General features: G+C 57.9%; 12 protein-coding genes. 3 read left to right on the plus strand and 9 right to left on the minus strand.

From position 1 onward, the window contains the following. Positions 1 to 55: 55 nt before the first annotated feature. The 5 genes from fabG to ACP2AU_RS02330 form a co-directional block, all read right to left on the minus strand. Complete coding sequence (gene fabG, locus ACP2AU_RS02310; protein WP_426374153.1) at positions 56 to 799, minus strand: 3-oxoacyl-ACP reductase FabG; 744 nt, start codon at positions 797 to 799, stop codon at positions 56 to 58. Between the two features lie 16 nt (positions 800 to 815). After that, the gene (gene fabD, locus ACP2AU_RS02315; RefSeq protein WP_426374154.1) at positions 816 to 1754 is read right to left on the minus strand and encodes an ACP S-malonyltransferase; all 939 of its coding nucleotides are present in this window, start codon (positions 1752 to 1754) and stop codon (positions 816 to 818) included. Positions 1755 to 1878: 124 nt separating this feature from the next. Then, positions 1879 to 2883 (minus strand): phosphate acyltransferase PlsX, encoded by a 1005-nt coding sequence (gene plsX / locus ACP2AU_RS02320; protein WP_426374155.1) that lies wholly within the window; start codon positions 2881 to 2883, stop codon positions 1879 to 1881. A 42-nt stretch (positions 2884 to 2925) separates the two neighbouring features. Then, positions 2926 to 3105 (minus strand): 50S ribosomal protein L32, encoded by a 180-nt coding sequence (gene rpmF / locus ACP2AU_RS02325; protein ID WP_011785345.1) that lies wholly within the window; start codon positions 3103 to 3105, stop codon positions 2926 to 2928. 31 nt (positions 3106 to 3136) lie between these two features. Then, positions 3137 to 3694 (minus strand): YceD family protein, encoded by a 558-nt coding sequence (locus ACP2AU_RS02330; protein ID WP_426374156.1) that lies wholly within the window; start codon positions 3692 to 3694, stop codon positions 3137 to 3139. 139 nt (positions 3695 to 3833) lie between these two features. Here ACP2AU_RS02330 and ACP2AU_RS02335 point away from each other — a divergent pair, with 139 nt between their 5' ends. After that, a complete protein-coding gene (locus tag ACP2AU_RS02335; protein ID WP_426374157.1) occupies positions 3834 to 4427 on the plus strand; it encodes a Maf family protein in 594 nt (197 codons plus the stop codon). A gap of 12 nt (positions 4428 to 4439) precedes the next feature. On the opposite strand, the gene ACP2AU_RS02340 is transcribed toward ACP2AU_RS02335, so the two are convergent. From ACP2AU_RS02340 to rluC, 3 genes are read right to left on the minus strand one after another with little or no spacing between them, the layout of a single operon-like run. Further along, positions 4440 to 5489 (minus strand): S49 family peptidase, encoded by a 1050-nt coding sequence (locus ACP2AU_RS02340; RefSeq protein ID WP_426374158.1) that lies wholly within the window; start codon positions 5487 to 5489, stop codon positions 4440 to 4442. Between the two features lie 31 nt (positions 5490 to 5520). Next, positions 5521 to 6171 (minus strand): HAD family hydrolase, encoded by a 651-nt coding sequence (locus ACP2AU_RS02345; protein WP_426374159.1) that lies wholly within the window; start codon positions 6169 to 6171, stop codon positions 5521 to 5523. Further along, positions 6171 to 7238, minus strand: a complete 1068-nt coding sequence (gene rluC, locus ACP2AU_RS02350) for a 23S rRNA pseudouridine(955/2504/2580) synthase RluC (protein WP_426374160.1) — start codon at positions 7236 to 7238, stop codon at positions 6171 to 6173. Before rluC ends, ACP2AU_RS02345 begins: the two co-directional genes overlap by 1 nt. A 628-nt stretch (positions 7239 to 7866) precedes the next feature. Between rluC and rne the strand changes: the two genes are divergently transcribed. Continuing rightward, the gene (gene rne, locus ACP2AU_RS02355; protein ID WP_426374161.1) at positions 7867 to 11007 is read left to right on the plus strand and encodes a ribonuclease E; all 3141 of its coding nucleotides are present in this window, start codon (positions 7867 to 7869) and stop codon (positions 11005 to 11007) included. Positions 11008 to 11009: 2 nt separating this feature from the next. Further along, complete coding sequence (locus tag ACP2AU_RS02360; protein WP_426374162.1) at positions 11010 to 11552, plus strand: YecA family protein; 543 nt, start codon at positions 11010 to 11012, stop codon at positions 11550 to 11552. Positions 11553 to 11556: 4 nt separating this feature from the next. Here ACP2AU_RS02360 and ACP2AU_RS02365 read toward each other — a convergent pair whose 3' ends face one another. Further along, a complete protein-coding gene (locus ACP2AU_RS02365; RefSeq protein ID WP_426374163.1) occupies positions 11557 to 12423 on the minus strand; it encodes a PHP domain-containing protein in 867 nt (288 codons plus the stop codon). Between the last annotated feature and the right edge of the window lie 51 nt (positions 12424 to 12474).

Raw genomic sequence — 12474 nt, forward strand, 5'->3', positions numbered from 1 at the left:
GGTTCAGTCAAACATGTTGTGCGACAAGGGGTTGCACACCAGCCCGCGAGCGGGCTTAACCCATATACATGCCGCCATTCACATGAATGGTTTCTCCGGTTACATAAGCTGCGCCATCCGAAGCCAGGAACGCCACAACCGAGGCCACCTCTTCAGGCGCCCCAAGACGTCCAGCCGGTATGATTTCCAGCATAGCTTCACGCTGCTTATCGTCCAGTTTTTTAGTCATATCGGTATCAATGAATCCGGGCGCTACACAGTTTGCGGTAATGCCACGATTCGACATTTCTTTGGCCAGGCTGCGGGTAAAGCCCTCCACACCGGCCTTTGCTGCACAATAATTGCCCTGGCCGGGATTCCCCATGCTGGCAACCACCGAACTGACATTGATGACCCTGCCCCAGCGAGCCTTCGCCATGCCACGCAATAACGCTTTGCTGGTGCGATAGACACTGGAGAGATTGGTCTCCAGCACCGCCGACCAGTCATCGTCTTTCAAGCGCATCAGCAGGTTATCACGGGTTATACCCGCGTTATTGACCAGAATCAGCGGCGCGCCGGATTGCTCTACAATCTGTTTCAGCCCGGCCTCGATACTTTCCGGCTCGGCTACATTCATGACCAGGCCATAGCCGCTGTATCCGGCTTCCTTCAAGCCATCAGTGATCGCCTGAGCACCTGCAGCGCTGGTAGCGGTACCGATCACTTGCGCCCCCTGGCGAGCAAGCTCATGGGCAATGGCCTTGCCGATGCCACGAGTGGCGCCGGTTACCAGAGCAATTTTGCCTTCCAAAGACATAACAGACTCCCTGTAATCAGGACTTGGCAAAGGCTTTGATTGCCTCAGCCAGAGATTCCGGGCTTTCAATGCCGTGTACCGGCAGCGAACGATCTATACGCTTGATCAACCCGGCCAATACCTTGCCTGCCCCACACTCTGCCGCCACGCCAACGCCCTCGGTCGACAATCTCTGCACGGAGTTTGTCCACAATACCGGAGAATACAGCTGCTTGAGCAGATTGGCTTTCAAGGTCTCTGCATCGGTTGCCGGCTCGGCATTCACATTCTGGACAACCGGAATGACAGCATCGTTAAACCGGATATCCTCAAGGGCTTCCGCCAACTTTTCAGCGGCGCCCGACATCAGCGTGCAGTGTGACGGAACACTAACCGGTAATGGCATGGCTTTACGGGCACCTTTGGCTTTGCAGGCTTCAATCGCCCTTTCCACGGCGGAAGCACTGCCCGCAATAACCACCTGGCCGGGTGCGTTGAAATTAACCGCAGCCACCACATCACCCTCGGCCGCCTGCTCGCAGGCGGCTACCACATCGGAATCCTCGAGACCCAGGATGGCAGCCATGCGCCCTTGGCCTTCGGGAACCGCATCTTGCATCAACTCTCCACGCAACTGGACCAGCTTCACCGCCTCGATAAAGTCCAGGCTCTCTGCGGCCACCAGGGCGCTGTATTCGCCCAGACTGTGTCCGGCGACAAAATCCGGCCTCGGGCCTTCAGAGACGCACCATTGACGCCACAATGCCACACTCGCCGTGAGCAGTACCGGCTGAGTAACCATGGTCTTGTTCAGCTCTTCGGCAGGACCCTGCTGGCAGAGATGCCAGAGGTCGAAGCCAAGAACGTTCGACGCCTCGTCAAACGTTTCGCTGATCATCGGCCACGCCTCGGCAGCAGCAGATAACATGCCGACCGATTGCGAGCCTTGTCCGGGAAAAACAAACGCTGATTTCATAAGCGGAATCTTATCGTCATTGAGGGGTTACTGAAGATTAGCCAATAGTACAATTCGGACCAATTATCCGCGAATAGCGGCCGGGATGCGGGACGACTTTAGTCGCGCTCCGAACAAGAGGGGATCATAACATCAGATCATCGAGTCTTTCGTTGATCCTTCGTGGCACTTCCAGCTCAACTTCACGAACAGCCTGGCGAATGGCCGCCAGCATGGCACGCTCATTGGCATTACCGTGGCTCTTGATGACAACCCCCTGCAACCCGAGCAGGCTGGCACCATTGTGCCTGGAAGGATCCATCAGCTGCAGCAGGCGCCCGATGATAGGCTTGGCGAGCACGCCAACACACCGGCCGTACAGGGAGCGCGTAAACGCCTGTTCAAGCAATTCGATCAGAAGGCCAGCCACGCCCTCACCGGTCTTGAGCGCAATATTGCCCACAAAGCCGTCGCACACTACTACATCGGCAACATCACGGAACAGGTCGCTGCCCTCGACATAACCGATGTAGTTGATCGTATCGCATTGAGCGAGCATGTGAGAGGCCAGGCGCACCTGCTCGTTACCTTTGATCTCTTCTTCGCCGACATTGAGAAGCGCAACTCTTGGCTCGGGCTGGCGGCAAATCGCCGACGCCATCAAAGAGCCCATCAAGGCATATTGATAGAGATTTTCAGCGGAGGAATCGACATTGGCACCCAGGTCCAGCACGTGGCAGCGACCTCGCAATGACGGAATAAGCTTGGAAATCGCCGGACGCTCAATGCCCGGATACATCCGGATAATCGAACGACCAAAAGCCATCAGTGCGCCGGTATTGCCGGCACTGACACAGCCTTGCGCCTCTCCGTCGCGGACCAGACCGAGGGCGATCGCCATGGAGGAATTCTTCTTGTGCCGAAGAGCATGGGAGGGCCGCTCATTCATGCGCACAACGTCTGCAGCTTCGACAATGCGAATGCGGTCATGCTCTTCATGCAACGAAGCCTCGAGCTCACTCCGGATTCCCACCAGAACAAGACTCAAGGCTTCATTTTCACGCACTGCTTCCAGTGCTGCATGGACGACAATCGCGGCTCCGCGATCGCCGCTCATAGCGTCGATCGCAATGGTCACCGGCTTGTTCACCAATGGTCCATGCGGCACGGTTCAGAGACCAATCCCGACGAATTACTCGTCGCGAGCCTCTACTACCTGCTTGCCACGGTAGAAACCGTCAGGTGAAACGTGGTGACGACGATGAACCTCACCAGTTGTTGCGTCGGTAGACAGAGCGGCAGCGCTCAGTGCGTCGTGTGAACGGCGCATTCCACGCTTGGAACGAGTCTTGCGATTTTGCTGTACAGCCATGGTTATGCTCCTGACCTAATGTTCGAATACGTTAATGCTTTGTCGTCTTAAGGCCCGCCAGGACACTGAACGGGTTCTCTTTTCTTTGCTCTGTCTCGGGCTTATCTTCCGCCTCGGAAACTTCCAGCGCCTCAAGGTCCTCTTTTGCCGGACAATCTTTGCGCTCATGCAAAGGAAATGGCGGCAACACCAAGAGCAACTCGTCTTCTACCATTGCCCAGAGGTCCGCACTAAAATCCTTGATCAGGAACGGTTCCAGCGATTTCGGCAACCTTTGCGCCTGCTCATCACTGATCACCAACCCGAGATCAAAGTGCGATTCCAGCGTCGCCTGCATATCATCCATGCAACGCTGACACTCCAGGGTTACCGGCGCGGACAATTCGCCCGACACGACCCGGCGACGCTGGGCGTCCAGGTAGAAATCCAGCTTGACCTTGCACTCCCCACCGTCCGGCTGCCTTGGCACGGCCTCGCGAAAACGAGAAAGCCGCTCGAAAGGTATTACCCCTTCAAGTGTTGTGTTCTGCTCTGCCAACTTGTTCGGGTCGACAGATTTGGGCAATTCGGCGTTTGGTGCTTTGGACATAGGCGCGCAATTTTAGGGCCGGGGCCCGCCCCTGTCAAAGACTTAATCGACTTTCTGGCGGGCCTTCCACCTTGAATAAGGGTATTTTACGATACCTACCCCTGGTATTCCCCAGCAAACCGACCGGACTTTCCATATTATGCCGCAACCAAAGCTCCTTCTTGCTTCATCCTCGCCATATCGCAAACAGTTGCTGGAACGACTCGGCCTGAGATTCGAAACAGCCAGCCCGGATATCGATGAGACACCCTTCAAGGGAGAGGCCGCCGAGGAACTGGCCATGCGACTGGCCCGTCAAAAGACCGATGCCCTGAAAGCAGAGTACAGCAACCACATAATTATCGGCTCCGACCAGGTTGCCGCCCTTCCCGATGGCAGCCTGCTCAGCAAACCCGGCACACACGAGGCGGCAAAGCAGCAACTGAAACGCAGCAGCGGCCATTGCGTCCGTTTTTTTACCGGGCTCTCGGTGCTGGACGCCCGCAACGGCGTACGCCAGATCCACTGCGAACGGTTTGAGGTGCATTTCAGGCAACTGGAAGACACTGAAATTGAGGGCTACCTCCTGAAAGAGACCCCGTACGACTGCGCAGGTAGCTTCAAAATGGAAGGGCTGGGCGTCGCGCTGTTCAGCCGGCTGCAGGGCGATGACCCCAACAGCCTGATCGGCCTGCCACTGATCGCACTGATCGGTATGCTGAGACAGCTGGACATCAACCCCCTAACGGACTGATGCCCGCCCGGGTCAACGCAGCTCGAGCCGGGACTCCATCAAACGGGTTGCCACACCCTCACCAACGGCAACCCCAAGCTGATCTACAAATTCCTGAAACGGTGAACGGCTGCGACTGTAGTCCACCAGCTTTTCTTCACCCACCAACTGACGCGCCACCCAGGAGGCACTGCCCAGCCCGTCTACAAGCCCTAATTCGACAGCTTGCTCACCACTCCAGACCAGACCACTGAACAGGCGCGGATCTTCGGAAAGCCGGTCACCCCGACCACGCTTGACCGCCTCGATAAACTGCTGATGCGTGTTTTCAAGCACACCCTGCCAGAAGGCAACTTCTTCTTGCTGTTCGGGCGAGAACGGGTCGAGAAAAGCCTTATTCTCTCCAGCCGTGTAAAGACGCCGGTCAACCCCGATTTTCTCCATCACTTCAGTAAAACCGAAACCGCCCGCAACCACTCCAATAGAACCAACCAGACTGGCGCGGTTAGCGTAGATTTCATCCGCGGCCGAGGCAATGTAATAAGCCCCCGAAGCACCAATATCCGAAACCACCGCGTAGACTTTTTTGTCCGGGTACTCCTCCCGCAACCGCGTGATTTCGTCATAGACATAGCCAGACTGAACCGGACTGCCCCCCGGACTGTTAATACGCAACACGACAGCCCTGGAATTCTCTGCCTCAAACGCGGAGCGCAGCGCACCAACCAGATTGTCCGCACTGGCCAGCTCATCGGCGGCGATAACGCCATTGACTTCCACCAGCGCAGTATGGCTGCCGACGGCCGCCCCCATGCCATCACTCAGCGGCGCGCGGATCATAAACAACAAGGCAAACAGATACCCGAACGTCAGCACCTTGAAAAAGATACCCCAGCGCCGGCTGCGCCGCTGCTCCGCCTGTAACGACATCACCAGCTTCTCGATCAGGCGCCAGTCCCGCCCCGTTTCAGGCGGCAAAGCCGGCTTTTTCCCTCCGAACAATCCGCGCCGGGTACTGCCAGCCTCAGGCTCGACCGGTTTGTCGCCCCAGCCGGATTGCTTGTCCGAATCCCATTCACTCATTGGTATTCCTCAAATCGCCACATTCGATGCATTAACGCAAACCAAGCACTTTGCGAAGGTCAGCCACAGAGTTTACGACCGCACGGGGATCGTATCCTTCCAGCACATCTTTCTGATGCACGCCCCACTCCACGCCGATTGAGGGCATACTAATCCTCTGGGCCATTTCCAGGTCATAACGGGTATCACCAATCATCACGGCCTCTTCCGGCTCGTAGCCGTAGAAGGCCAGGATTTCTTCCAGCATTAACGGGTGCGGCTTGGAACGGGTCTCGTCGGCACATCGGGTGGTATCGAAATGGGCACCCAAACCGCTGGACGTCAGCGCCTGCTCAAGGCCACGGCGACTTTTACCGGTTGCCACCGAACAACCCCGGCCCGCGCCACGGAGATCCGAAACTACCTCAGCCATCCCCTCGAACACGTTCTGGGGCGTAGTCACCTTCTTGAAGAAATAACCGGCATACCCTTCACGAATGCGCACCATTTCCTCGCGACTCAAACCGGGGTACAACTTTTCAAGGGCCTCAATCATTCCAAGACCGATAATGTCCCGGTAAGCCTCCCGCTCCAGCTCCGGGTATCCGAGATCCGTTGCAGCCTGATGAAGGCTGTCTGCAATATGGTCCACCGAATCAATCAGTGTTCCGTCCCAGTCAAAAATTACCACTTTTACGTTCATTACGACCGTTTCCCGCTTCGCTTGGCCAATTCTTCGAGCACCCTGGAAAAGGGCTCGTCATAAGGTGCTTCCAGGCGATGCAATTCACCCGACCCCGGAAGCGGAAACTCCAAAGCCCGGGCGTGCAGCATTAACCGCTGACCACCTATCGCCCGAAACGCTTTCAGGCTGGCATCATCCATATACTTGTCGTCGCCCGCAATCGGATGACCGGCCCAGGTGCTGTGCACCCGGATCTGATGAGTCCTGCCGGTTACCGGTGATGCCTCTACCAGACTATACCCCTGAAACACCTGCAAACATCGGAACAGCGTCAGCGAGCTTTTACCCTCATCACTCACACGAACCCGACGCTCACCGTTGGGCATTTCATACCGCAAAAGGGGCTGCGCAACCCGGTCAACGTCTTTGGGCCAGGTTCCCGCCACCAGGGCATGGTAGTGCTTGCGTATCCGCTTCTGGCGCATTTCATCCTGAAGAAACCGCAAGGCAGACCGCTTTTTCGCGACCATTACCAGGCCCGAGGTATCGCGATCCAGGCGGTGCACCAGCTCCAAAAACCGGGCTTGCGGCCGGGCAGAACGAAGCACCTCAATCAACCCGAAACTCAGCCCGCTCCCACCATGAACCGCGATACCGGACGGTTTATTGACCACCAGCATCTCATCGTTCTCGAAAACAACAGCCTCCTCCATCACCGCCTGCACGCGACTGCCCGGCTCCGCCTGCTCCGCTTTCGCCTGCTGTACCAGCGGCGGAATCCTGACCAGATCACCAGCCTTGAGGCGGATGTCGGGCTTAACGCGCCCCTTGTTTACCCGCACCTCGCCCTTTCTGACGATTCGATACACAATACTTTTCGGCACTCCGCGCAACCTCGCCATCAGGAAATTATCAATACGCTGCCCGGCCATATCCTCATCGATGGTAACCCACTGAACCTCGGTTGCCACCGGATGATGACCGTGGCGCGGCGGAGATTTGGCGACCCCAGCCTTTCCGCTTCGGGCTTTTCCGGAAACACTTCGGGAAGACTTGGGCTTGCGCGAATCGAAGTTGCGTGACATGAAAATCCTTGAGTTGGAGTGCAGCACCCTATTGCTTCGCAACGGAAGGTGGGCAGTCGAAAACCGGTAGTTGTCGGCCCGGACGTTACCTGTTATATTCCGGCGTGCTCTGTCGTTTGTCTACGGCCTGACGAACTCTGGTCAGAAGCCGGAGCGGCAGAAGTATACCGATACTGATTAAGAGTTTGAACGTTGCGCAACCAATCATTAGCGGGCGCAGCGCAAAACAGGCTCCCGGAATCACAGGCCAGACCGAGAAAGGCTGACTCCTGCTCCGGGAGAGGAAAAACCGACCTGAAAACCGTCGGGCGACATCGCGAAGAATCATTGCCACGCAAACCCGGGCCGTCCAGCAGACCAATACGACGTGAGACCCAGGGGCTTGTGTGAACCTGAAATGGATATTATGCGTCAACAGACTCTCACCCTATTCGACCTGAACCTGCTCGCTGGCAGGCCAAGTGTCGGCGGTGGTCTCAGACAACGAGGATTGCACCCCACAAGGGTTTGATCCGTCTGGCCGCCGGCCTGCCTGCTGTAATAGGCCCGCGGCACGCACATCCTGCTTCGCTGATGCGAATCCCCCCGGTTTTCTGTCACTAACAAACGACAGGAACTTCTTCTTTCCATGAAAAGAATGCTAATCAATGCAACTCACCCAGAAGAGTTGCGCGTCGCTCTGGTCGACGGCCAACGGCTGTTCGACCTGGATATCGAATCCAGCACCCGCGAACAGAAAAAGGCCAACATCTACAAGGGCCGGATCACCCGGGTGGAACCCAGTCTTGAGGCTGCGTTCGTTGACTTTGGCGCAGAACGCCACGGCTTCCTGCCCCTGAAAGAAATTTCAAAAGAATATTTCAAGAAATCTCCCGGCCAGATTGAAGGCAAGATCAACATCAAAGACGTTGTATCTGAGGGGCAGGAAGTTATCGTTCAGGTCGATAAAGAAGAGCGTGGCAACAAGGGCGCAGCCCTGACCACCTTTATCTCCCTGGCCGGGCGCTACCTTGTACTGATGCCTAACAACCCGCGAGCCGGCGGCATTTCGCGCCGGATTGAAGGGGACGACCGGGCCCAGCTCAAAGATGCCATGAACGATGTTCAGGTGCCGAAATCCATGGGCATTATTGTGCGCACGGCGGGTATCGGTCGCACAACAGAAGAACTCCAGTGGGACCTGGATTACCTCGTCCAGTTCTGGGAGGCCATTACCCAGGCCGCCGGAGAACGTAAAGCCCCGTTCCTGATTCATCAGGAAAGCAACGTCATTATCCGCGCAGTGCGGGACTACCTTCGCCAAGACATCGGCGAGGTCCTGATTGATGCCGACGGCGTGCACGAAGATGTGCTCAGCTTTGTTCGTGCGGTCATGCCCACGTTCGAAAACAAGATCAAGCTGTACAAGGATGAAATTCCACTGTTCAGCCGCTATCAGATTGAAGGGCAGATCGAGACAGCCTTCCAACGTGAAGTAAAACTCCCGTCCGGCGGCTCTATCGTGATTGATCCGACCGAAGCCCTGGTTTCAATCGACATCAACTCCTCCCGGGCCACCAAAGGCCAGGACATCGAGGAAACTGCGCTGCAGACCAACCTGGAAGCTGCCGAGGAGATCGCACGCCAGTTGCGGCTTCGCGATATGGGCGGTCTTATCGTCATCGATTTCATTGACATGACGCCGGCCAAACACCAGCGGGAAGTGGAACAAAAAATGCGCGAAGCGCTTGAACTCGACCGCGCTCGTGTTCAGGTTGGCAAAATTTCCCGCTTTGGTCTTCTGGAGATGTCCCGCCAGCGCCTGCGCCCCTCGCTCGGCGAAACCCGAAGCGAAGTCTGCCCGCGCTGTGAAGGCCAGGGCACGATCCGGGGCATCGAATCCCTCGCGCTGAGCATCATGCGCCTGATTTACGAAGAGTCTTCCAAAGAGAAAACAGCCGAAGTGCGCGCCATAGTTCCTGTGTCTGTGGCGACGTTCCTGCTGAACGAAAAACGCAAGCAGCTGGCAGACATTGAGTCCCGCCAGGGCGTTGCTGTTGTTGTTGCCCCGGTGCCCAACATGGAGACACCGCACTTCGAGATTTTACGCCTGCGCCAGGACGAGACCTCGCCAGAGCACGTATCCAGCCACCAGGTGGCACACGAATACAACGAACGCGAGGAAGAAGCGGCGGTTGAAGCCCCGAACCCGGAAAAACCCGTTCGTGAACAGGCTGCCGTTAAAGCGATCCGCCCCTCGGCTCCTGCCCCCTCGCCAACCACGCCGGCCGCAGACCCTGCCACAGCAGAGCAGGAAGAAAGCCTGTTCCGCAAACTGGGCAAGAAAATCGCCTGCTTCTTCCGGGGCGACGAACCGGAGCAGCCTGCCAGCCCTGATAGCAACCGCAACCGCAACCGCAGCGATGAGCGCCGCAACCAGGCGCGCCAGGATCGTCGTAAATCCCGCGTTGCCCGTGACGACCAGCGTTCCGGCGGCAACCGCAGCGGTAACGATCGCCGGCAGAATAGTTCGCAGAATCGCGGTGACGACAACCGAAGCCGTAACCGTGGCGGGCGCAATGACGACCAGAACCGTGGCGGGCAGAATCGCCCGAACCGGGACGAACGCGGCAACGATAACAAGGGCAACGACAACAAGAGTAACGAAAACCGTCGGGATAACCGCAAGGATTCCCAGGGTCGCGGTCAGAACCGGAACCGCCCCCAGCGGGATCAGAAAGGCCAGCCTGAGGCTCGCGATTCCAAGGACAACCAAAAGCCGACGGCTAACGAAAAACAGGGCGGCGATGACAAGCAGCGCAAACCGCGTCGCCAGCGCAACCGGGACGGATCACCTGCAGACAATCCGGCCTCCAGCCCCGCAGCGCGCAAAGCCGAACGCAGCGAAAAGCACCAGAAAGACACTCAGCCCGAAAAAGCAGCTGAGACAACGCCCTCTGAGAGCAAGGCAAACGAGCCGCGTGTAGATAAGAGCAAGCAGCAAGCCAGCGCACCGGCAACCGCTGAAAGCAAACCCGCGGCAGAAGGCGGCAAGCCAGAGAGCAGCAAGTCGGAGCCAAAGAACAACACCGACAAGCCTGAAGCGAAAACCGCCCAGCCAGAGCAGAAAGATGCTCCGGCGGCAGAAGACAAGCCCAAAGCGAAAGAAGGCAGCGCTGAGGTAAACGACGAAGGCAACCGCAAGGAAAAGCCTGACAGCCGTAAAGGTCGTTCCCAGGGTCGCCAGCGCAAACCGCGTTCTGCCGACGCGCCTGAGAAATCCGGGCAGACTGAAGACCAGTCAGGTAAGGAGAACGTGCCGAAGGCAGAGCCGGAAAACGCTGAACCAAAGGCACCCGAGCAAGCCAAGGCGGAGACCCCGAAAGCCAATGATGCCCCGGAACAGCCGGCTGGCGAAACCAAAGCCGAAGCCGAGACAACTCCGGAGCAGAAGGTCGACGAGGTAAAAACCGCTAAACAGGCCGAGGCGACGCCTGAGGCATCGTCAGAACCGGTTGCTGAAAAAACCGCGGAGAAGGCGGAGCAGGCGCCGGAGCCCGCGCAAGCCAAACCGGCTTCGGCCAGCAAAAAGCCGGCGGAGCCGAAAGCGGAGACCCCGAAGGCTGCGGAGGCTGCGGAGGTTACAGAGACTCCTGAGGCCAGTGCTCCGGACAATATTCCGGTGACGCCAGGCCGGGCCTACAATGACCCGAGAGAAGTTCGCAAACGCCAACGCGCGGCCGCAGAAGCCAAAAAGGCAGAAGAGGCCAAGCAGGCCGGGAGCAACTGATCATGCTGAATAATTCGGACATCGAAGCGCTGGAAGACATACTGTTCGCAGAACCCTGGGGAGACGATGCCCTGGACTTCTTCGGGTTTCACGGCGTGGTGTGTGCCAGCGTGATTGGACCGGTCAGCATGAAGGCGGAAGATCTTTTCCGCCTTGCCACAGGCTCAGATCAATTGCCCGACGGCGGTGTACCTGCCATCTTCAGCCATTGCGTACGCCAGCTCTCGCAGGATATGGCCCATGCGCTCGACATGGGCCAGCCTCTGGAGCTGCCAGAGCCGGAAGACGGCGATCCGATGAACGCGCTCGAGAATTGGTGTGCGGGGTTTGTGGATACGTTCCTGGAACACGAGGAGAACTGGCTGGAAGCGGCCGACGAGGATGAGGTTGCCGACTTGCTGGTTCCGATGCTTGCGCTGTCGGGCCTGTTCGAGGACGAGGACTTTCAGAAAGTCCGGAATGACGAGAAATTGTCATCCAGGATGGCGGAAGCTATCCCGGATTCTCTGACCGACCTCTACCTGCTGTTCCACGCGCCGGACTGAGGTCTCAGGCCTCAATCGGTTGCCGGAAATGATGCCAGACGGGTTCCAGCCCGTCTGGCATTTTTGTTATTCGGCCCAGCTCACACCAGGGCGCGCCGGGAAAATGAAAATCACTGCCCTGAGAGGCCCAGAGCTGCTCGCGGCGCGCCAACTCCGCCACGAAGCCAAGATCGCCGCTGGACTGCCCCGAAACAGACACCTCGATACCCTGCCCCCCGGCCCTGCGGAAATCCGCCGTCAAGGCGCGCAAACGGGTTGCCGTCAGCCGGTACTTCCGGGGATGCGCCAGCACCGCAATTCCGCCAGCGGCGACAATCCACTGCACCACCTCCGGCAGTTCTGGCCAGCAGGCCTTCACATCACCGGGCTTGCCGGCACCCAGGTGACGCTTGAATGCGTGCGCCACTTTAGGCACAACCCCTGCTTCTACCAGAACCTCGGCGAAGTGCGGTCGCCCGGGCACATCGCCGCCGGCGGCTTCCGTCGCCCGCTCAAGCAGCCGTTCCACCTTTAGCCGACTGAGCTTGTCAGCAATCATTCTGGCCCGCTGCCAGCGGTTCTCATTCTGGCCGGCAAGTGCCGCCAGAAATCCGGGGTCCGATTCGTGAAAATCCAGCCCCACCACATGAATGGTCTGACTGCGCCACACACACGACAGCTCGACGCCACTGATCAATGAGAGCCCAGACCCGGTCGCCGCCGCCCTGGCCAGTTGCAGGCCGGCAATGGTGTCATGGTCAGTCAAAGCGAGATGACTGACGCCTTTGTCAGCCGCGCGGGCGACCAGATCATCAGGTGCCAGCGCGCCATCAGAAGCAGTACTATGGCAATGCAGATCAATGCACGGTGTCGAGTCTTGGGGTATAGTCACGAAAAATCCTGAGTATTCGGGAGGGCCCCCAGTGTAACAGTCTTGAGAAGG

Source organism: Marinobacter sp. VGCF2001 (genome assembly GCF_049943275.1).
Classification (GTDB): Bacteria; Pseudomonadota; Gammaproteobacteria; order Pseudomonadales; family Oleiphilaceae; genus Marinobacter.

What these genes read in the sequence shown, in the direction of transcription:
- rpmF (WP_011785345.1), bottom strand. Translation starts at nt 3,105, where the DNA reads ATGGCTGTACAGCAAAATCGCAAGACTCGTTCCAAGCGTGGAATGCGC.
- rluC (WP_426374160.1), bottom strand. Translation starts at nt 7,238, where the DNA reads ATGTCACGCAACTTCGATTCGCGCAAGCCCAAGTCTTCCCGAAGTGTT.
- fabD (WP_426374154.1), bottom strand. Translation starts at nt 1,754, where the DNA reads ATGAAATCAGCGTTTGTTTTTCCCGGACAAGGCTCGCAATCGGTCGGC.
- ACP2AU_RS02330 (WP_426374156.1), bottom strand. Translation starts at nt 3,694, where the DNA reads ATGTCCAAAGCACCAAACGCCGAATTGCCCAAATCTGTCGACCCGAAC.
- ACP2AU_RS02360 (WP_426374162.1), top strand. Translation starts at nt 11,010, where the DNA reads ATGCTGAATAATTCGGACATCGAAGCGCTGGAAGACATACTGTTCGCA.
- ACP2AU_RS02340 (WP_426374158.1), bottom strand. Translation starts at nt 5,489, where the DNA reads ATGAGTGAATGGGATTCGGACAAGCAATCCGGCTGGGGCGACAAACCG.
- rne (WP_426374161.1), top strand. Translation starts at nt 7,867, where the DNA reads ATGAAAAGAATGCTAATCAATGCAACTCACCCAGAAGAGTTGCGCGTC.
- fabG (WP_426374153.1), bottom strand. Translation starts at nt 799, where the DNA reads ATGTCTTTGGAAGGCAAAATTGCTCTGGTAACCGGCGCCACTCGTGGC.
- ACP2AU_RS02335 (WP_426374157.1), top strand. Translation starts at nt 3,834, where the DNA reads ATGCCGCAACCAAAGCTCCTTCTTGCTTCATCCTCGCCATATCGCAAA.
- ACP2AU_RS02345 (WP_426374159.1), bottom strand. Translation starts at nt 6,171, where the DNA reads ATGAACGTAAAAGTGGTAATTTTTGACTGGGACGGAACACTGATTGAT.